The following is an 18982-nucleotide window of genomic DNA, read 5'->3' as shown; positions in this document are numbered from 1 at the left end:
CCCGCCAGCGCGACGGCGAGGGCGGCGGCTGCCGCCGCCACGCCACCGCGGCGGCCGGTGCGCCGCCGGGGAGCCGGGCGGAGCAGGGACGGCGGGGTGGGCAGGTGCATCGGTGGACCTTTCTGACTGCTGCGCCGCACCGGATCGGGTCGACGGTGTCGGAGGTTATGACCGTGCGTAGATGATCTCCATACGCGGATGACCCCGTCCGGGAGGCCAGGGTTGCCGCCGCCGACCGCGTCAGATGTCGCACCCGTGGCCAGGGGTGGCGGGTATCCGCCGTTCGACGCAACAGAACCGCAACAAACGTCGCGATCCGGACACGGTCGGGTGGCCGTCGTCGTTCCGACACGCACGGCCCCTTGTGACCTGCCACCCGGCATGACGAGACTGGGCACGATCTTCGCCCGGCCCGCGGGCCGGCGGGAGCGGGCGCTGGACGAGGGAGTCGGCGTGACGGAACACGCAACGGTGGAGGCCCCGGCCAGGGGCGGGCCGCTGGGCGACGGGCGCGTCCCCTGCGGGGCGGGCTGCGGCAGCCTGCTGGAGCTGACCGAGGAGTCCCGGCGCGGGCAGCGGCGGCTGGCCGCGATCGCCAGGGCGGCGTCCAGCGTGGCCGACGCGGCCTCGCTGAGCATCACCCTGGACGTCGTGGCCAGCGAGGTGCTGCAGGCCGAGCACATCGCCGCGGTGCAGATCCTGCGCGTGGAGGGCGGCACGATGCGGGTCATCGGCAAGGCCGGGTTCACCGGCGCCGACGACTTCGCCGACCGGCTCGACGAGTGCCGCCGCCGCGGCGCGCGGCTGATGTTCGTCGAGGCCTACACGACCGGCCGGCGGATCATCGTCGAGCACCGCAAGGCGGCCGTGCTCGCCGACCCGACCTGGGCCCCGCTGCACGAGATCATGGGCGCGCCCGGCTGGGACGCCTTCGCGGCCGTCCCGCTGGTGGTGCGCGGCCGCCCGGTCGGCGTGCTGAACGCCTTCTACGAGCCGGGCGAGAGCCCGAGCGCCGCCGCGCTGGAGTTCCTCGAGGCGATGGCCGACCAGGCCGCCACCGCCGTCGACTCGGCCGACCTGCTGGCCCGCTCGCGGCGCGACGCGCAGCTCGCCGAGCGGGCCCGGCTGGCCCGGGAGCTGCACGACTCGATCGTCCAGCAGGTCTTCTCGATGCGGATGCAGGCCAAGGCGCTGCGCGCGCAGGTCGAGCCGGGTCGCACCAGCAGCCCCGAGCGGGTGCGCGCGGTGGCCGACGAGATGCTCGACCTCGCCCAGAGCGCGCTGGCCGACCTGCGCGGCATGGTCATGCAGCTGCACCCGGTCGAGCTGGTCGAGCGGGGCCTGACCGGCGCGGTGCGCGACCACGCCGAGTCGGTGCAGGCCACCTCCGGCCTGCGCGTCGACGTCGAGGCGCAGGACATGTCCGGGCTGTCCACCGAACTCCAGGAGGACCTCTACCGGATCACCCAGGAGGCGCTGCACAACGTGGTCAAGCACGCCGGGGCGACCCGGGCGTCGGTCCTGCTCTGCCAGGACGGGTCGCCCGACGACCGGCAGGTGCTGCTGAGGGTCAGCGACGACGGGAGCGGGCTGTCGGACCCCCGGCCCCGCCCCGACGCGCTGGGCCTGGTGTCGATGCGGGAACGAGCTCAGCGATGGGGTGGTCGGATGGAGATCGGCAACGACGGGTCGGGGTGCCGGGTCACGGTGCGCGTGCCGGCGCGCGGCGGGCTGCGGTGAACGTCGCGGTGGTCGAGCGGGACGAGCGGGACGAGCGGGCCCCCGCCGACGCCATCGAGGTCCTGATCGTCGACGACCACGCCGTCGTGCGCCGCGGGTTGGTCGCCTACCTGGAGAGCACGACCGGCATCGAGGTCGTCGCCGAGGCGGTGGACGGCCAGGACGCGCTGGAGAAGCTGCGCCGCATGGCCACCGAGGGCAGGCTGCCCCGGGTCGTGCTGATGGACGTGCTGATGCCGCGGATGGACGGCATCACCGCGATCGGCGCGGTGCGCGCGGCCCACCCCGAGGTGCAGATCGTGGTGCTGACCAGCTTCGGCGAGCTGGAGCGCGTGCAGACCGCGCTGCAGGCCGGGGCGGCGGGCTACCTGCTCAAGGACGCCGACCCCGACGAGATCGCCGCGGCGATCCGCGCCGCCGACCGCGGCGAGGTGCACCTCGACCCCGCGGTGGCCGGGCGGCTGGCCCGCCACCTGGTGTCCCCGCCCACCGGCATCGCCGCGCTCACCTCACGGGAGCGCACGATCCTGGCGCTGGTGGCCCGCGGGCTGTCGAACCGGGAGATCGCCGCGAAGCTGTTCATCGGGGAGCGCACCGCGCGCACCCACGTCAGCCACGTGCTGTCCAAGCTGCAGCTGTCCTCGCGCACCCAGGCGGCGCTCGTCGCGATCCGGGAGGGGTTGATCCCCCCGCCCGGCATGTGACCCGGTGCCCGCCGCCTCGGCCACCCGCCCGCGGAACCAGCGGTGCCCGTCGTCCTCGTCGTTGCGGGCGTGCCACCACAGCGTCTCGACGACGGGCGGCGGGTCGCCGGGGCAGTCCAGCACGCGCAGGTCGGGCCGGTCGGCGAAGCGGGCGGCGAGGCGCTGCTGCATCACCGCGACCCGGTCGGTGCCGGCCACGAAGTACGGCGTGGCCTGGTAGCTCTCGACCCGCACCGCCACGGTCGGCCGGGTGGTGAGCCGGGCCAGCAGCGGCGCGAGCGGCGAGCTGGCCGGGTAGCCGGCGTCGGGGTGGTGCGGCACGACCCAGGGCAGGCGCTGCAGGTCGTCGAGCGTGAGGTGCTCCCCCACCGGGTTCTGCGCGGCCACCACGCAGACCCAGCGGTCGCGGAACAGCTCCATCCCGTGGATGCCGGGGGTGCGCAGCCGCGCGGTGGGCGCGGAGATGATGGCGTCGAGCCCGCGCAGCGCCTCCAGCGGGTCGTCGGGCAGGCGCTCCTTCATCACCTTGACGTTGAGCCGGACGTGCGGGGCGGCCTCGTGCATCGCCCGCGAGAGCGGCTCGCCCAACGCCGCGAGCACGTAGTCGGGAACGAGCACGGCGAACTCGCGGTCGGAGTCGTGCGGGTGGAACGCGGAGTCGGTGGAGAACAGCCGCTCCAGCCCGGCGCAGACCGGCTCGATCTGCGCGGCGAGCTGCACGCCCAGCGGCGACAGGACGAAGCCGCCGCGGGTGCGTTCGAGCAGCTCGTCGCCGAAGTAGCGGCGCAGCCTGGCCAGCGCGGCGCTGGCCGCGGGCTGGGTGATCCCGACGCGCTTCGCGGCCCGGGTGACGTTCCGCTCGCGCAGCAGTTCGCGCAGGATGACGACGAGGTTGAGGTCGAGGTTGGCCAACGGGGTGCCCGAGCGCTTCACCACCTCAGCTGCCCCCCTCTCCGGCCGGGAGGGCCGGCGCGGCGACCCATTAGTCCCTACCGGGGCGGGCGGGTCAACGCGCGCGCGGCACGACGAGACGGATGTCGCGGTCGGCCCGCGACCACCGGGCCGCCGGGCCGGTGGGGTGGCCGGCCGGAGCGGGCAATCTCAGACCCAGAAGACGGCGATCCCCACGTTGACGACGGCCAGCGCGCCGATCGCCCAGAACAGGACCTGGTTCAGCGGCTTGCGGCGCCCGACCAGGACGAGCACCAGCAGCACGATCAGGACGAGCAGCTTGACGGCGATCTTGGTGTTGTCGACGGGCAGGTCGAGCGCACCCTCCCGCACTCCGACCAGGGCGACACCGGTCACCAGCTGGGTGAGCGCGCCGTGCAGGACGCCCGCCGCCGGGCGGCGGCGACCCTCCTCCGACGGCTGGCGGAGCTGGGCGATGAACGCCCCGATCAGCACCGCCAGTCCGATGAAGTGCACGAAGACCAGCAGCAGCCTCAGGAACTCCATGATGTCGCCCACTCCACGTTCGTTCTTGCGATGGTCGAGGTCGTGCTGGGGTCACGACTCCTGGCCGCGTGGGCGGTGACCCGGTCGGCCTGAAACCGACATTCCACCCGAACTCGCGCCGAGGATACCAACGCCCCGTCGGCATCCTGCGGACACCCGGACCGCGTCGACTCCCGGGTCGGAACGGTCCGATACATCCGGTGTGCCCGATACGGGGTGGCGGTCGGGCGCCGTCGCCGTCGCGCTAATGTTCCCGACATGGTGTCGGCAAGATGGTGCCCGCGATGTTCCTGACCGTCCGAGAACTGGTGTTCGCGCGGAGTCGGTTCGTGCTGATGGGGGCGGTCGTCGGGCTGATCGGTCCGGGCTGTCGGTGGGCCTGGTGGACGACGGGGTGTCCGGGCTGCAGAAGCTGCCGGTCACCTCGCTGGCCTTCGAGGACGGCGTGGCCACCGACGCCGCCTTCTCGCGCAGCGTCGTCGATCTCGACGCGGTCGACTCGTGGGCGGGACGCGACGGCGTGACCGACGCCGCGCCGTTCGGCAGCACGCTGGTCAACGCCACGTCCGACGGGGGCACCGAGGTCGACCTCGCGCTGTTCGGGGTGGAACCGGGTTCCTTCCTCGATCCCCTCCCGGCGCAGGGCGCCCGGCTCGGCTCGGACCCGCGGGGGGTCCTGGTCAGCGCCACCGCACTGGACGCGGGCTTCCGGCTCGGCGACACGATCACCCTCGACCGGATCGGGACCGAGCTGACCGTGGTCGGGGTGCTGGACGGCCAGCACACCTACGGGCACGTCGACGTCGGGTACGTCCCCCTGAGCACCTGGCAGGAGATCCGGGTGGGGGCCGGGCCCGGTGCCCAGGTCCCCCCGCGCGCGCACGACGAGATCACCGCCGTGGCGGTGCGCGCCGACGCGGCCACGGACCTCGCCGCCGGGGACGAGGCGGCCGGGACGACGTCGCTGACGTTGGAGGAGTCCTTCGGGGCCTCGCCCGGCTACACCGCGGAGACCGCGACCCTCAGCATGATCCAGGTGTTCCTCTACGCGATCTCCGCGCTGGTCGTGGGGGCGTTCTTCACCGTGTTGGTCATCCAGCGCAAGCCGGAGATCGCGGTGCTGCGCGCGATGGGGGCGAGCACGCGGTACGTGCTGCGCGACAGCCTGCTGCAGTCGTTGGTCCTGCTCGTGGTGTCCACCGCGGTCGGCGTGGGCGTCGGCGTCGCGGCGGGCGCCGCGCTCTCGGCGACCCCGATGCCGTTCGCCCTCGATGCCGTCGCGATCGGCGTCGCCGCCCTGCTCCTGGTCCTGCTCGGCATGGTCGGCTCGGCCGTCGCGGTGCTGCGCGTCACCAAGGTCGATCCCCTCACCGCTCTGGGAGGCAACCGATGAGCACCGGACTGGTCGTGGACCAGGTCACCCTGCGTCATGGGGACGGGGAGGACGAGACCGTCGCCCTCGACCGCGTCTCCCTGCACGTCCCGCGGGGCGAGATCGTCGCGGTCGTCGGCCCGTCCGGGGCGGGCAAGTCGAGCCTGCTCGCCGTGGCGGGCGGGCTCACCGTGCCCGACGAGGGCCGGGTGGTGATCGACGGTGTCGACCTGGCCGGGTCGGAACGGGAGCGGGCGCGGATTCGTCGGGAGCGGATCGGCTACGTCTTCCAGAGCAACAACCTGATCCCGGCGCTGACCGCCCTCGATCAGATCCGGCTGCCGCTGACCTTCGCGCGGATCGAGGACCCCCGCGACCCGCGCGAACTGCTCGCCGAGGTCGGCATGGAGCACCGGGCGGACCGCAGGCCCCACCAGCTCTCCGGTGGGGAACGCCAGCGGATCGGCATCGCCCGGGCCCTCGTCACCCGGCCCGGGATGCTGCTCGTGGACGAGCCGACCGCCGCTCTCGACCGTCGCCGCGAGGTCCTGGGCCTGCTGGCCAGGGAGACCCACCGCTACGGGATGGGTACAGTGGTCGTGACCCACGACCACGACGTGCTGGGCCACTGCGACCGGGTGCTCGAGATGGTCGACGGCGGGTTGACCGAGCAGCAGCCCGCCCTGGCGTGACACGCGCCTACCGCTGAACGGAGGGTGCCGTGCCCCGCATCCAGGCCCCCACCGTCGCCGAGCACCGCAAGCTGCGGCGGCGGGCGATCCTGGATGCGGCACGGGCACTCCTGGAAGAGACGGGCAGGGCGCCGTCGCTGGCCGCAGCCGGCGCCAGGGTCGGCCTGGCCAGACCCAGCGTCTACCAGTACTTCACCTCCCGCGAGGCGCTGCTGCACGGCGTCGTCGCCGACGTCTTCCCGGCCTGGACCACGCGGGTGCTCGACCACGTCGACGCCGCGTCCACCCCCGCCGATCGGGTGTGGGCGTACGTCGAGGCCAACGTCGAACTGTTCACCGGCCCGGAGCAGACGGTGGCGAAGGCGCTGCGCACCCTCATCGACCCGGCGGTGCTGCACGAGCACAGCTCGCAGTTCCACATCCGCCAGCGCGAGCCCCTCCTCGAGGCCCTGCGCCGGCTCGGCGAACCGGAGCCCGAGCGGATGGCCGAGCTGGTCAACGCGGCGATCCTGCGCGCCTGCCAGGACGTCGAGCCCGACGACGGCGCCGCGGCGCTGGCGCTGCTCGACCGCCTCCTCCGCCCTTACCTGAACGCCCACCGGAACCGCACACGGACGCGCCAACTCCCTCCGGCACGTCACCAACCACCGTGATCGGGTGCCGTTCGCGGTACGAGTCGGTGCTCGCCGCCACCCGCACCGAGGACGGTCGGTATCGCGCCCCGGAAGCCCCGCAGCGCAGCGCGGCGCAGGATGAGCGCCATCGCCGGACCGGGCGAGGCGGAGATCAGGACGACCGCCACGAGGAACGTCGGCGGGCAACCCAGCAGGTCCGCGCCCACTCCTTCCCTACGACGCCGGTCATGCCCGGTCCACCACCGCGGCGGAGCGGCGCCCGAAGGCGAGCGCCACCAAGCAGGTGAGCACGATCCCGGAAGCGATGACGAACACGGCGGTCCTGATCCCGCCGCTGGTGGCGATCCGGAGCGCTACGCCGTCGAGACCGCGGGCGTCGGCGTTCGCGATCAGGACCAGCACCGCGAGGCCGACCGCGGCGCCGACCCCCGAGCCGGTGGTCACGACGCCCGAGGCGACCCCCTGCTGCCGGTCGGACACCCCCTGCGCCGCGGCGATGTACATGGTCGTGAACACCATCCCGTCGCCGATGCTGACCGCGATCAGGCCGGGCACCAGCCAGGCGTAGGAGCCATCGGGGGCGAGAGCGAGGCCGAGCAGGCACGCGCCCGCGGCACCGACGGCGAGCGCGCCGAACAGCGTGCGTCGCACACCGATTCGGGTCACCACGGGTCCGGCCAGGATCGAGCCGGACACGACCACCGCGGTCGGGAGCAGGAACCCGAGACCGGTGGCCAGCGCGTCGTACCCCCACACGTCCTGGAGGTGGATCGACAGGAAGTACAGCAGTGTCCCGAAGGTCGCCGTGAACATCGACGCGACCACCACGGCCAGCATGAGACTGCGGTTGGCCAGCAGGTGCAGCGGCAGGAGCGGATCCGCGCTGCGCCGCTCGATCACGGCGAACGCCGCGAGCAGGAGCGAACCGGCGACGACCGCGGCCACGATCTCCGGCGAGCCCCATCCCACGTCCGGCCCGCGGACCAACGCGAACACCAACAGGGTCACCGCCGCGGTGACGCTCAGCGCGCCGGGCAGGTCGAACCGCCGACCCACCTCGCGGGCCCCGTCGGCACCGATGAGCGCGAACACCAGGACGATCGCGGCGCCGGCCAGCGGGACGTTGACGAAGAACACCGCTCGCCACCCGAAGCCCTGCGTGAGCGCCCCTCCGAACAGGACCCCGACGACCAGGCCCGCGGCGCCGGCCCCGCCCCACACGCTCAGCGCGCGGTTGCGGTCGCGGCCCTCGGCGAAGGCGGAGTTGATGATCGCCAAGGTGCTGGGGAAGACCAGCGCGCCGCCGAGTCCCTGCAGCGCCCGGCCGGCGAGCTGGACCAACGGCACGGTCGCCAGACCTCCGACGGCGGACGCCACGGCGTAGAGCACCAGCCCGGCGACGAGCACCCGGCGCGGGCCCAGCAGGTCCGCGGCCCGGCCGCCGAACAGCAGGAACCCGCTGGAGGCGATCGCGTACGCGCTGATGACCGCCTGCAGGGTCTGGGCGGTGTAGCCCAGGTCGGCGCCGATCCGGGGCAGCGCGACCACGACGATGTACTGGTCCAGGGAGACGATCAGCATCGCGAACGACAACAAGGCCAACCGCGCGGCCCGACGGTCCCGGCGCGGCTCGGCCGCGGGCACCACCGAGGTCGATCTGAGCTCGGACGACATGAGTACACCCCTTGTCATGTGGAGGCAGCAGTCCCGGTCACGCGAACTGAACTGTACGTACCAGTTCATGTGAACGCAACAGTACAGTTCAGTTGCCTCGTCGGAGCCGCGTCCGGCGCTGAACTGAACGGAGCAGTTCAGTGACTTGGTACCCTGCCGGCATGACCGACGTGCGCGGACGGGCGCCCACCGGCGAGCGGGCCGATCTCAAGCGCCGGGCGATCGTGGAGGCCGCCCGCGAGGTGTTCCTCGCCCGCGGCTTCGAAGCCGGCATCGACCTCATCGCCCAGCGGGCCGACGTGTCGAAGGTGACGATCTACAACCACTTCGGCAGCAAGCGGGAACTCTTCCTGGCGGTCGTCCACGACGCCCTCGAGGAAGCGCTCGAACAGCCGAAGTCGGCCCTGCGCACGAGCCTGGAGGAGTCCGACGACATCCGTGAGGTCCTCGTGCGGACGGCGCGGGGGTGGGTGGCCGGGATGGCCCAGCCGCAGGTGCTCGCGCTGCGCACGCTGGTCGCCAGCGAGGCGCAGCGGTTCCCGGAGCTCGGTGCGGCGTGGAAGGCCAACGGCCCGGGCCCGACATCCGCGGTCCTGGCCGAGGAGTTCCGCAGACGCATCGATCTCGGGGAGCTCGACATCCCGGACATCGAGCTGGCGCTGGTCCAGCTGTACGCGCTCGTGCTCTACCCGCACTTCGCCCACATCGCCTACGGCGAACGGATCGACGAGAAGCGTGCGGACGAGCTCGTCGACCGTGGCGTGGACATGTTCCTCGGCTACTACTCGGCCAGGAGATGACGACCCGGGCAGGCGGCGACCGTCCGGGCTCCCCCCGACCGCCGAGGTGACCGAGCACTACCGGCCGTCCAGCAGCTCCCGGATCGCGGCCAGCGTCTCGGCGGGGCGCTCCTCGGCCAGGTAGTGGCCGCAGTCGAGGGCGCGGCCGAAGGCGGCGGGCGCCCAGGCCCGCCAGAGCCCCAGGACGTCCGGCTCCCGGCCGAGCGGGCCGCGCTCGCCCCACAGCACCAGCGTCGGGCAGGAGATGGTGCGCACCCCGCGGTCGGCCTCGTCGTCGCCGGTGTCGACGCCGGCCCCGGCCCGGTAGTCCTGGCACATCGCGTGCACGACCTCGGGCCGGGCCCACGCGCGCCGGTACTCGGCCAGCGCCTCGGGGTGGAACGCGGGGGTGCCGCGCAGGAAGAAGGCGTCCGGGTCGGCGGCGATCATCCGCTCCGGCAGGTCGGTGGGCTGGGCGAGGAAGAACCAGTGCCACGCCGAGCGGGCGAAGGCGGCGTCCACCCGGGCGAACACGTCGCCGGTGGGCAGCACGTCCAGCACCGCGAGCGCGGTGACCGTGTCGGGGTGGTCGAGCGCGAGCCGGTACGCGCAGCGCGCGCCCCGGTCGTGCCCGACCACGGCGAAGCGCTCGTGGTCCAGCGCCCGCATCACCGCGACCACCTCGACGGCCATCGCGCGCTTGCCGGCGGCGGCCACGTCCGCGGCGCCCGCCCGGCTGTCGCCGTAGCCGGGCAGGTCGGCCAGGACGACCGTGCGGTCCGCGGCGAGCGCCGGGGCGACGAGGTGCCACATCGCCGACGTCTGCGGGTAGCCGTGCAGCAGCACGACCGGCGGACCGGTCCCCGCCCTGCGGACCCGGATGCGCCCCCCGCTCGGCGTGTCGACGTCCGCGGCGGTGAAGCCCTCCAGGATCACCGGTCCAGCTGGTACCAGGCCGTGGCGTTGCCGCGCAGCACGCGGTCGCGCTCGTCGTCGGTCAGCACCGCGAGCAGGCGCTCGCCGCCGGGGCCGTGGTCGTGCGGGTGGTCACTGGCGTGCAGCAGCACGTCGGCGGCGTCGAACAGCTCCAGCGCCCGGCGGGCCCGCTCGGGCTCGGCCGGCAGGTGCGCGGGCGAGGTGGTCAGCCGCAGGTGCTCGCGCACGATCTCCGACGGCCTGCGGTCGAGCCACGGCACCTCCCGCCAGACGCCCTTCCAGTCCTTGTCGAAGCGCCACAGCAGCGTGGGCAGCCAGGAGAAGCCGCATTCGAGCAGGCTGACCCGCAGGTCGGGCAGCTCGGCGAACACGCCCTCGGTGACCAGGCTGGTGACCTGGGCCTGGGCGACGATCTGCGAGTTGGCCAGGTAGTCCTCGAGGTAGGTGCGGGTCATGCCGCTGGAGGTGGGCGCGTTGCCGGTGCGCCCCCAGGCGTGCACGCCGACGACCAGCCCGCGCTCCGCGGCGGCCCGCAGGATCGGGCGGTGGCGGACGTTGCCCCACGGCGCGTCCGCGCGCACCGGCAGCAGGACCTGCACGACGCCGGGCTCGTCGCCGATGCGCTCGATCTCGGCGACCGCGGCCGCGGTGTCCAGCGTGGGCACCACCATCGACATGCGCAGCCGCTCGTCGCGGGCCAGCCACTCGGCGCGTAGCCAGTCGTTGACGGCGCGGGTGAGCGCCGCCTCGTAGTACGGGTTGCGGTTGCAGTGGAACGACGTGGTGCAGTTCAGCACGGCGGTGCGCACGGCGAACGGGTCGAGCAGCTCGGCGCGCAGGCGCTCGACCGAGGTCGGCGGCGTCGACCCGACGGCCCGCGCCGCCGGGGTGAGGCTGGTCGGCGCCATCGGCGGGTAGGCCCCGCCCTGGGTGGGCGAGAGCGCGACGCCGCCCTCGGCGATGTAGCCGCGCCAGTACCGGTCCATGAACGGGGCGAGGTCGGTGAGGGCGGTGGGTGCGCAGTGCACATCGGCGTCGACGGCGTCGACGGCCAGGCCCACGGCGGGCGCGGTCGCGGCGCTCACCGCTCCCCCTCCGCACCGGGGCGCTCGGGCAACCCGTAGAGCGCGCACGCGTTCGAGCCCATGATCTGGCGGCGCAGCGCGGCCGGGAACAGCTTGGGCGCCTGGCGGGGCGAGTCGAAGTCCCAGTGCGGGTAGTCCGAGGCGAACATGATGCGCTCGTCCATCCCGATCAGCTCCAGCGCCGTGGCCAGGTCGGCCGGGTCGTCGGGCTCCTCGATGGGCTGGGTGGTGAACCAGAAGTGCTCGCGGATGTACTCCGAGGGCGGCTTGCGCAGGTGCGGCACGTCCCGGCGCAGCTGCGACCAGGCGTCGTCCAGCGCCCACATCAGCGGGCCTGCCCAGGCGATGCCGCCCTCGACGCAGATGACCTGCAGGTCGGGGAACTCGGTGAACACCCCCTCGCACAGCATGCTGGTGACCAGCGAGGCCATCGTGTTGCCGTTCCAGACGTGCTCTTCGAGGTAGAACGACGGCCAGCCGGCGCCGCGGTGCTGTTCGAGCCCTCCGGTGTGCGCGCAGATCGGCAGCCCGGCCTCGGCCGCGGCGGCGTAGATGGGCCAGTAGCGGCGGGTGCCGTAGCCGGACTCGCCGCCGGTCGAGAGCAGCACCTGCACGAACCGCGGGTCGTCGGCGAGGCGGCGGATCTCCGCGGCGGCCAGGTCGGGCGACTCGGTGGCGATGTTGATGGAGCTGCGCAGCCGGGGCTCGGGGTCGAGCCACTCCTCGGCGATCCAGTCGTTGACCGCGCGGGTGAGCCCGGCCGCGTAGTGCGGCTGCTCGGCGCCCCAGGTGTGGCCCTGCAGCGGGATCAGGATGCCGTGGTCGATGCCGTACTCGTCGAGCAGCTGGTCGCGGGTCATCTGCAGGTCGCTGCCCGGGAAGCCGCCCTCCGGCCAGGAGTCCAGCCGGAACCCGGAGTTGCGCACCCGCGGGTAGATCTCCGGCGGGCCGGGCACCCGGCTGCCGAACATCTCCCAGCGCTCGCGGTGCTCCGCGCTCAGCCGCGGCGCGATGTCGCGGGCCAGGGCGTGCGGGTGGATGTCGCTGTCGACGATCGTGTGGGCGGCGCGGTTCGGCGTCCGGGTCGTCGGCGCCGCCGTCGTGGCGGGCGTGTCGATCGTGCTGGTCACCGGTCACCTCCGGCTCGGGCGGCCAGCTGCGTGGCCGGGCGCGGACTGGTCTCGACGACGACGTAGGCGTCCTCGACGTGCACGGGGAACGTGTCGGCCACGTACGGGCCGGGCCGGCGCCCGCCCTTGGACACCGCCGGCACCGACGCCGAGTCCACCGACTCCGGGTTCGCCGGCACCGAGTCCGCCGGCACCGACTCCACCGACGCCGACTCCACCGACACCGAGTACGTGCGCACGGGCGCCTCCCCTGGTCCGAGGAACGACTGGCCGGTGGCCAGGTCGTACTCCCAGCCGTGCCAGGGGCAGGCCACCAGCGCCTCGTCCTCGTCGAGGACGAACTCGCCGGGGCGCCCGGAGCTCAGCCAGGGCTTCGTCCGGCCCTGGCACAGCGGGCCGCCCTGGTGCGGGCAGTAGTTGTTGATCGCGTAGAACGAGTCGCCGATCCGGAACACACCGATCGACCGCCGCCCGGCCTGCACGATCTTCCGCTCACCAGGGGGGAACTCGTCGAGCCGCGAGACCACGATTCTCACCACCCCGACGCTAGGCACCGCGACGGCGGGTCGGAAACAAAAGATCGGGATGCCGACCATCACCGACGTTTATGGCGCAGCGCCACCAGGCTGCGCTGCGCTAATACCGCCTGCACCGGGGTGGGTCGCGGAGCCGCTCCCACCGCGTCAGTTGTCGCGGTCGCGGTGCGACGCCGGCACCGCCGCCGTCCGGTCATCCGCGCGATTCCGCGCGGCCCGCATTTTCCTACCGTTTCCCCTACCGGTCGACGAATGGCCCCACGAGAGGTGTCCGACGATCATGAGCTCCGACATGCTGGGTGCCGCGGCCACCTCAGGGAACGACGGGCCCTCCGGGCGCGAGGGCCGGGCGACGGCCCGCGCGCAGCGGGCCGTGCTGGCCCGCGCGCTGCGCAACGCCAGCTACGAGATCCTGCCGTTCAAGAAGACCGAGGAGTCGGTGCTCGCCCACGTCCCCAAGGACGTCGCGCTGACCGTCACCACCACCGAGGCCCGTGGCCTCGATCGCACGCTGGAGCTCACCGAACGCCTCTGCGGGCACGGCTACGCCGCCGCGCCCCACCTGGCCGCCCGGCTCGTGCGCGATCAGGCGCACCTGGCCGACATCGTCGCCCGGATGCGCGAGGCCGGCGTGGAGAGCGTCTTCGTGATCGGCGGCGACGCCCCGGAGGCGGCCGGTGAGTTCCCCGACGCGCTGAGCCTGCTGGAGCGCCTGCACGCCATCCACCACCCGTTCCGCTCGGTGGGCATCGGCGGCTACCCGGAGGGGCACGGCACCATCTCCGACGAGCTGATCGAGCGGGCCCTGCAGGCCAAGGCCCCGCACGCCACCACGATCATGACCCAGCTCTGCTTCGACGCCGACACGATCGTGGCCTGGGCCCGCCGGGTGCACGCCGACGGCGTGGCGCTGCCCGTCCGGGTCGGCATCCCGGGCGTGGTCAGCCGGCAGAAGCTGGTGCGCATCGCGGCCGGCCTGGGCCTCGGCCCGTCGGCGCGGTTCCTGGCCAAGCAGCAGAACATGCTGTGGCGGTTCTTCCTGCCCGGTGGCTACAGCCCCCGCCGCCTGGTCGACGGGCTGGCCCCGCACCTCGGCGCGGACGGCCACGGCCTCGCGGGCTTCCACGTCTTCACCTTCAACGAGCTGGAGAAGACCGAGGCCTGGCGCCGCGACCGGATCGCCCGGCTGTCCTGACCCGACCCGCGCGGGCATTCGCCCGTCGACGACGACGCCATGGGATCAATCCCGTTGATCCCATGGCGTCGTCCTCGTCTCCGCCCCTGTGCGGGCGCTCCGACCAGCGCGTTCGCCCGCGCACCCGGCGACGGGCGACCCACCCCCGGCGACGCCCACCGGCCGCTACGTCATATGACGCGGGCTCGACCGTCGCGCACGGCGGGGCTGGTCACGCCATTGCCCGGTGTCGGGTCCGGGCCCGCCTGCGTAACTTTTGCCCGACGGCAGGTTCACACCGGGCCGCCGACGAGGCCGGCACACCGCGTGGCGCCGTTTCCGCGCCCCGGTACCGCGACGAGAACGGGTGGGCACACATGAGCGCTAAGAGCCTCCAGGACGTGTTGGACAACGGGGGCAACACGGTCGAGATCCTGCGGAACTCCCAACTCGGCGCCTACATCTACCCCGTGGTGCCGGCCGAGTTCACCAACTGGCGCCGCGAGGTCAACGCCTGGCGCGACACGGCCGTGCTGTTCGACCAGTCCCACCACATGGCCAACCTGTGGGTCTCCGGGCCCGAGGCGCTCAAGCTGCTCTCCGACACCGGGATCAACAGCTTCGCCAACTTCCCGGTCGACAGCGCGAAGCAGTTCGTGCCGGTGGGCCCCGAGGGCGGCGTCATCGGCGACGGCATCCTGTTCCGCCTGGCCGAGGAGGAGTTCGTCTTCGTCGGGCGCGCCCCGGTCGCGAACTGGCTGCTGTTCAAGGGCAGCACCGGCTACAACGCCGAGGTCCGGCTGGACAACCGCTCCCCGATGCGGCCCTACGGCAAGGCCGTCTCCCGCGACGTGTGGCGCTTCCAGATCCAGGGCCCGCGGGCCTGGGACGTGATCGAGAAGCTGCACGGCGGCACCGTCGAGCAGGTCAAGTTCTTCCGCATGGGCACGATGAACATCGGCGGCCAGCAGGTCCGCACGCTGCGCCACGGCATGGCCGGCGCGCCGGGCCTGGAGATCTGGGGCCCGTACGAGACCTACGACCAGGTGCGCGACACCATCCTGGAGGTCGGGCGCGAGTTCGGTCTGGAGCCGTGCGGCTCGCGGGCCTACGCCTGCAACACCCTGGAGTCGGGCTGGATCCCCTCGCCGCTGCCGGCCGTCTACACCAGCGAGGAGCTGCGGCCCTACCGCGAGTGGCTGGGCGCCGACAGCTACGAGGCGACCAACGCGATCGCGGGCAGCTTCGTCTCCGACGACATCCGCGACTACTACGTCAACCCGTGGGAGCTGGGTTACGGCTCGTTCGTGAAGTTCGACCACGACTTCATCGGCCGCGACGCGCTGGAGGCCATCGCCGCGGACAAGGACAGCCAGCGCCGCAAGGTCACCCTGGCCTGGAACGCCGAGGACGTGGCGAAGCTGCTGGCCAACCCGGTCACCGAGGGCGGCCCGACCTACCAGTTCTTCGACCTGCCCAACGCCAACTACGGCTCGTCCAACTACGACGCCGTGCGCGACGCCGACGGCAACGTGATCGGGCTGTCGATGTTCACCGGCTACAGCGCCAACGAGCGCAAGGTGCTCTCGCTCGGCACGATGAACCCGGACGTCCCGATCGGCGCCGAGGTCACCGTGGTCTGGGGCGAGCCGGGCGGCGGCAGCCGCAAGACCACCGTCCAGCCGCACGAGCAGTTCGAGGTGCGGGCCGTGGTCAGCCCGACCCCGTACTCGACGGTCGTGCGCGAGAGCTACCAGCCCGGGTGGCGCAGCGCCGCCGCCACCGTCTGAGATCCGTCTGCTGTACCGCTGAGACCCCGTCGGTGGCGGCCGCTCTGCGCCGGCCGCCCCCGACGGTCCCCACCCCGGCGGTGGGTCAGCCCCAGACCTCCTCGGCCACCCGCACCACCAGCTCGAGCTTGGCGATCTGGTCGTCCCGGGTGAGCGCGTTGCCCTCCACCGTCGAGGAGAACCCGCACTGCGGCGAGAGCGCCAACTGCTCGATCGGCACGTACTTCGACGCCTCCTCGATCCGCCGCTTGAGCTGGTCGGCGTCCTCCAGCCGCGGGTGCTTGGTGGTCACCAGCCCGAGCACCACGCGCTTGCCCGGCGGGACGAACCGCAGGGGCTCGAAGCCCCCGGAGCGCTCGTCGTCGTACTCCAGGAAGAAGCCGTCGACGTCGAGCCGGCCGAACAGCGCCTCGGCCACGAAGTCGTAGCCGCCCTCGGCGACCCACGACGAGCGGTAGTTGCCCCGGCACAGGTGCGTGGTCACCGTCATCCCGGCCGGCCGGTCGGCCAGCGCGGCGTTGAACTGGCGGATGTAGCGCTCGTGCTCGTGCTCGGCGTCGCGGCCGCGGTCGGCCAGCGCGGCGCGCTGGGCGGGGTCGTTGAGGATGGCCAGGCTGGTGTCGTCGAGCTGCAGGTAGGTGCAGCCCAGTGCGGCCACGCCGCGCAGCTGCGAGGCGTAGGCCGCGGCGAGGCCCTGGGAGAACTCCTCCTCGTCGGCGTAGACCGAGGGGTCGATGGCCGCGGTGCCGCCGCGGGCGCTGACCATCGACGGCGACGGGATCGTCAGCTTCGCCGTGCGCCCCGGCCCGACGAGCGAGGCGAGGTAGCTGAAGTCGGCGCCGAAGATGGGCTCGTCGATGGTGAGCGGGGCGTGCACCTGCAGCCCGGCCGGGCGCCACTCGATGTCGCCGTCGGCGTTGTGGAACCGGACGGTGACGGTGCCCTCGCCCTCGACCTTGCGGATGCCGCCGATGGCGTAGATGAAGTCCATGTGCCAGGTCTCGCGGCGGAACTCGCCGTCGGTGGCCGAGCGCAGGCCGACGTCGGCCTGCAGGCGCACGGCGTCGGCGATGGCCTCGTCCTCGACGGCGCGCAGCTCGGCCGCGTCGATCGCGCCGGCGGCGAACCGCTCTCGGGCGGCGTGCAGCGACCGGGGCCGCAGCAGGCTCCCGACGTGGTCGGCGTGGAACGGGGGGCCGGGGACATCGGTCATGGCCCCAGCCTGCTCGATCACGCCCGCCACCGCACCCCGCGTTACCGTCTGGTGAGAGGAGCGGCCGGCAGGCGCGCTCAGCCGCCCTCGCCGGCCAGGTCGAGCGCGATGTCGACGATCATGTCCTCCTGGCCCCCGACCAGCCCGCGCCGCCCGACCTCGACCAGGATGCGGCGCGTGTCGAGCCCGTACTGCGTGGCGGCCTTCTCGGCGTGGCGCAGGAAGCTGGAGTACACCCCGGCGTAGCCCAGGGTCAGCGTCTCGCGGTCGACGCGCACGGGGCGGTCCTGCACCGGGCGGACGATGTCGTCGGCGGCGTCCTGCAGCGCGAACAGGTCGCAGCCGTGCTTCCAGCCCAGCAGGTCGGCCACCGCGACGAACGCCTCGATCGGGCAGTTGCCGGCGCCCGCGCCGTGCCCGGCAAGCGACGCGTCGACGCGGGTGACGCCCTCCTCGACCGCAACGACGGAGTTCGCGACCGACAGCGACAGGTTCTCGTGGGCGTGGATGCCGATCTGGGTGGCCGGGTCGAGCACGTCGCGGTAGGCGCGGACCCGGTCGCGGACGTCGTTCATGGTGAGCCGGCCGCCGGAGTCGGTGACGTACACGCAGTGCGCCCCCGCCGACTCCATCCGCGACGCCTGCTTCGCCAGCTCGGCCGCGGGCGCCATGTGCGACATCATCAGGAACCCGGACACGTCCATGCCGAGCTCGCGGGCCTTGCCGATGTGCTGCACGGCGATGTCGGCCTCGGTGGCGTGGGTGGCCACCCGCACCGAGCGCACCCCCAGGTCGTAGGCCTTCTCCAGCTCGGCGATCGTGCCGATCCCGGGCAGCAGCAGGGTCGTGAGCACCGCGTTCTCGACGACCTCCGCCGCGGCGGCGATCCACTCCCAGTCGGTGTTGCTGCCCGGCCCGTAGGTCAGGCTGGCCCCGGCCAGGCCGTCGCCGTGGGCGACCTCGATCGCGTCGACGCCCGCCCGGTCCACGGCGCGGGCGATGGCGCGGACCTCGTCGGGCGCGAGCCGGTGCCGCACGGCGTGCATGCCGTCGCGCAGGGTCACGTCCTGGACGTAGAGGGTCGGCTGCCGGGCGGGCGCGGTCACCGGGCCACCTCCACGGTCTCGGCCGACGCCGCGACCAACTGCTCGGCGGTGCGCAGGGCCGCGGAGGTCATGATGTCGAGATTGCCGGCGTAGGCGGGCAGGTAGTGCGCGGCGCCCTCGACCTCCAGGAACACCGACACGCGCCAGCGCGGGCGCGGCGCCCCACCATCGACAGCACCGCCGATGAGCGTGGTCAGCGGCTCGTCGTCGGCGACCGGGTCGACCTGGACCGCCTGCTTGAGCCGGTAGCCGGGCACGTAGCGGGCCACCTCGGCGCACATCTCCTCGACGCTTGCCCGGATGGCGGCCGGGTCGCCGTCCGCGGCCAGGCACAGCACGGTGTCGCGCATGATCATCGGTGGCTCGGCCGGGTTCAGCACGATGATCGCCTTGCCCCGGCCGGCGCCGCCGACGACCTCGATGGCCTTCGCCGTGGTCTCGGTGAACTCGTCGATGTTGGCCCGGGTGCCGGGTCCGGCCGACCTCGAGGCGATCGAGGCGACGATCTCGGCGTAGGGCACGTCGGTGACCCGCGAGACCGCGGCGACGACCGGGATCGTCGCCTGGCCGCCGCAGGTCACCATGTTCACGTTGCGCGCGCCGCGGTGGGCGTCGAGGTTGACCGCGGGGACGACGAACGGGCCGATCGCCGCCGGGGTCAGGTCGACCAGGATCCGGCCGTGCGGCTCCAGCAGGGCGGCGTTCGCCACGTGCGCCCTGGCCGAGGTGGCGTCGAAGACGACGCCGATCTCGTCGAAGACCGGCAGGTCGAGCAGCCCGGCCACGCCGCGGTCGGTGGTGGCGAACCCGAGCCGCCGCGCGCGGGCCAGCCCGTCGGAGTCGGGGTCGATGCCGACCATCGCCCCCATCTCCAGCGTCGAGGACAGCCGCACGACCTTCATCATCAGGTCCGAGCCGATGTTGCCCGACCCGACGATCGCGACCTTGGTCCGCACGC

General features: G+C 73.2%; 17 protein-coding genes and 1 pseudogene. 8 read left to right on the top strand and 10 right to left on the bottom strand.

Going from position 1 to position 18982, the window contains the following annotated elements:
- Nucleotides 1-453 precede the first annotated feature (453 nt).
- Nucleotides 454-1740, top strand: a complete 1287-nt coding sequence (locus KIK08_RS13845; RefSeq protein ID WP_308257627.1) for a GAF domain-containing sensor histidine kinase — start codon at nt 454-456, stop codon at nt 1738-1740.
- Nucleotides 1737-2444 carry a response regulator gene (locus KIK08_RS13840; protein WP_308257626.1) on the top strand — a complete coding sequence of 236 codons (708 nt, stop codon included), beginning with the start codon at nt 1737-1739 and terminating at the stop codon, nt 2442-2444. The genes KIK08_RS13845 and KIK08_RS13840 overlap by 4 nt, the downstream gene beginning before the upstream one ends.
- Nucleotides 2445-2468: 24 nt before the next feature.
- Here KIK08_RS13840 and KIK08_RS13835 read toward each other — a convergent pair.
- Nucleotides 2469-3377: pseudogene (locus KIK08_RS13835) on the bottom strand (LysR substrate-binding domain-containing protein); the annotation flags it as partial.
- 168 nt (nt 3378-3545) lie between these two features.
- Nucleotides 3546-3902 (bottom strand): hypothetical protein, encoded by a 357-nt coding sequence (locus KIK08_RS13830; RefSeq protein WP_214403518.1) that lies wholly within the window; start codon nt 3900-3902, stop codon nt 3546-3548.
- A gap of 382 nt (nt 3903-4284) precedes the next feature.
- On the opposite strand from KIK08_RS13830, the gene KIK08_RS13825 reads away from it, so the two are divergent.
- Genes KIK08_RS13825 through KIK08_RS13815 form a run of 3 tightly spaced genes read left to right on the top strand, consistent with a single transcriptional unit; the run spans nt 4285 to nt 6619 of the window.
- Complete coding sequence (locus KIK08_RS13825) at nt 4285-5295, top strand: ABC transporter permease (protein ID WP_308257625.1); 1011 nt, start codon at nt 4285-4287, stop codon at nt 5293-5295.
- Nucleotides 5292-5966, top strand: coding sequence for an ABC transporter ATP-binding protein (locus KIK08_RS13820; protein WP_214403517.1), 675 nt, complete (start codon nt 5292-5294; stop codon nt 5964-5966). The genes KIK08_RS13825 and KIK08_RS13820 overlap by 4 nt, the downstream gene beginning before the upstream one ends.
- 29 nt (nt 5967-5995) lie before the next feature.
- Nucleotides 5996-6619, top strand: a complete 624-nt coding sequence (locus tag KIK08_RS13815; RefSeq protein WP_214403516.1) for a TetR/AcrR family transcriptional regulator — start codon at nt 5996-5998, stop codon at nt 6617-6619.
- 207 nt (nt 6620-6826) lie between these two features.
- Here KIK08_RS13815 and KIK08_RS13810 read toward each other — a convergent pair whose 3' ends face one another.
- Complete coding sequence (locus tag KIK08_RS13810; protein WP_214403515.1) at nt 6827-8275, bottom strand: MFS transporter; 1449 nt, start codon at nt 8273-8275, stop codon at nt 6827-6829.
- A 161-nt stretch (nt 8276-8436) separates the two neighbouring features.
- Here KIK08_RS13810 and KIK08_RS13805 point away from each other — a divergent pair, with 161 nt between their 5' ends.
- Nucleotides 8437-9075, top strand: coding sequence for a TetR/AcrR family transcriptional regulator (locus KIK08_RS13805; RefSeq protein WP_214403514.1), 639 nt, complete (start codon nt 8437-8439; stop codon nt 9073-9075).
- Nucleotides 9076-9132: 57 nt separating this feature from the next.
- On the opposite strand, the gene KIK08_RS13800 is transcribed toward KIK08_RS13805, so the two are convergent.
- Genes KIK08_RS13800 through KIK08_RS13785 form a run of 4 tightly spaced genes read right to left on the bottom strand, consistent with a single transcriptional unit; the run spans nt 9133 to nt 12741 of the window.
- A complete protein-coding gene (locus KIK08_RS13800) occupies nt 9133-9990 on the bottom strand; it encodes an alpha/beta fold hydrolase (protein WP_308257624.1) in 858 nt (285 codons plus the stop codon).
- The gene (locus KIK08_RS13795; RefSeq protein WP_214403513.1) at nt 9987-11075 is read right to left on the bottom strand and encodes an amidohydrolase family protein; all 1089 of its coding nucleotides are present in this window, start codon (nt 11073-11075) and stop codon (nt 9987-9989) included. Before KIK08_RS13795 ends, KIK08_RS13800 begins: the two co-directional genes overlap by 4 nt.
- Nucleotides 11072-12205, bottom strand: a complete 1134-nt coding sequence (locus KIK08_RS13790; RefSeq protein WP_308257623.1) for an amidohydrolase family protein — start codon at nt 12203-12205, stop codon at nt 11072-11074. Before KIK08_RS13790 ends, KIK08_RS13795 begins: the two co-directional genes overlap by 4 nt.
- Nucleotides 12202-12741 carry a Rieske (2Fe-2S) protein gene (locus KIK08_RS13785; protein WP_214403512.1) on the bottom strand — a complete coding sequence of 180 codons (540 nt, stop codon included), beginning with the start codon at nt 12739-12741 and terminating at the stop codon, nt 12202-12204. The genes KIK08_RS13790 and KIK08_RS13785 overlap by 4 nt, the downstream gene beginning before the upstream one ends.
- 280 nt (nt 12742-13021) lie before the next feature.
- On the opposite strand from KIK08_RS13785, the gene KIK08_RS13780 reads away from it, so the two are divergent.
- Complete coding sequence (locus KIK08_RS13780) at nt 13022-13936, top strand: methylenetetrahydrofolate reductase (RefSeq protein WP_250556948.1); 915 nt, start codon at nt 13022-13024, stop codon at nt 13934-13936.
- A 356-nt stretch (nt 13937-14292) separates the two neighbouring features.
- Nucleotides 14293-15705: a vanillate/3-O-methylgallate O-demethylase gene (gene ligM / locus KIK08_RS13775; protein WP_214403511.1), complete on the top strand. Its 1413-nt coding sequence runs from the start codon at nt 14293-14295 to the stop codon at nt 15703-15705.
- A gap of 85 nt (nt 15706-15790) precedes the next feature.
- Here the strand turns inward: ligM and KIK08_RS13770 are convergent, their stop codons facing one another.
- The 3 genes from KIK08_RS13770 to KIK08_RS13760 form a co-directional block, all read right to left on the bottom strand.
- The gene (locus KIK08_RS13770) at nt 15791-16918 is read right to left on the bottom strand and encodes a 5-methyltetrahydropteroyltriglutamate--homocysteine S-methyltransferase (protein WP_214403510.1); all 1128 of its coding nucleotides are present in this window, start codon (nt 16916-16918) and stop codon (nt 15791-15793) included.
- A 77-nt stretch (nt 16919-16995) separates the two neighbouring features.
- Nucleotides 16996-18024, bottom strand: coding sequence for a 4-hydroxy-2-oxovalerate aldolase (dmpG, locus tag KIK08_RS13765; protein ID WP_308257622.1), 1029 nt, complete (start codon nt 18022-18024; stop codon nt 16996-16998).
- Nucleotides 18021-18929: an acetaldehyde dehydrogenase (acetylating) gene (locus tag KIK08_RS13760; RefSeq protein ID WP_250556955.1), complete on the bottom strand. Its 909-nt coding sequence runs from the start codon at nt 18927-18929 to the stop codon at nt 18021-18023. The genes dmpG and KIK08_RS13760 overlap by 4 nt, the downstream gene beginning before the upstream one ends.
- Nucleotides 18930-18982 lie beyond the last annotated feature (53 nt).

Source organism: Pseudonocardia lacus (genome assembly GCF_018531445.1).
Lineage (GTDB): Bacteria > Actinomycetota > Actinomycetes > Mycobacteriales > Pseudonocardiaceae > Pseudonocardia > Pseudonocardia lacus.
Note: the sequence above shows the minus strand (reverse complement) of the source record. Positions and strands in the feature narration are given on the sequence as shown.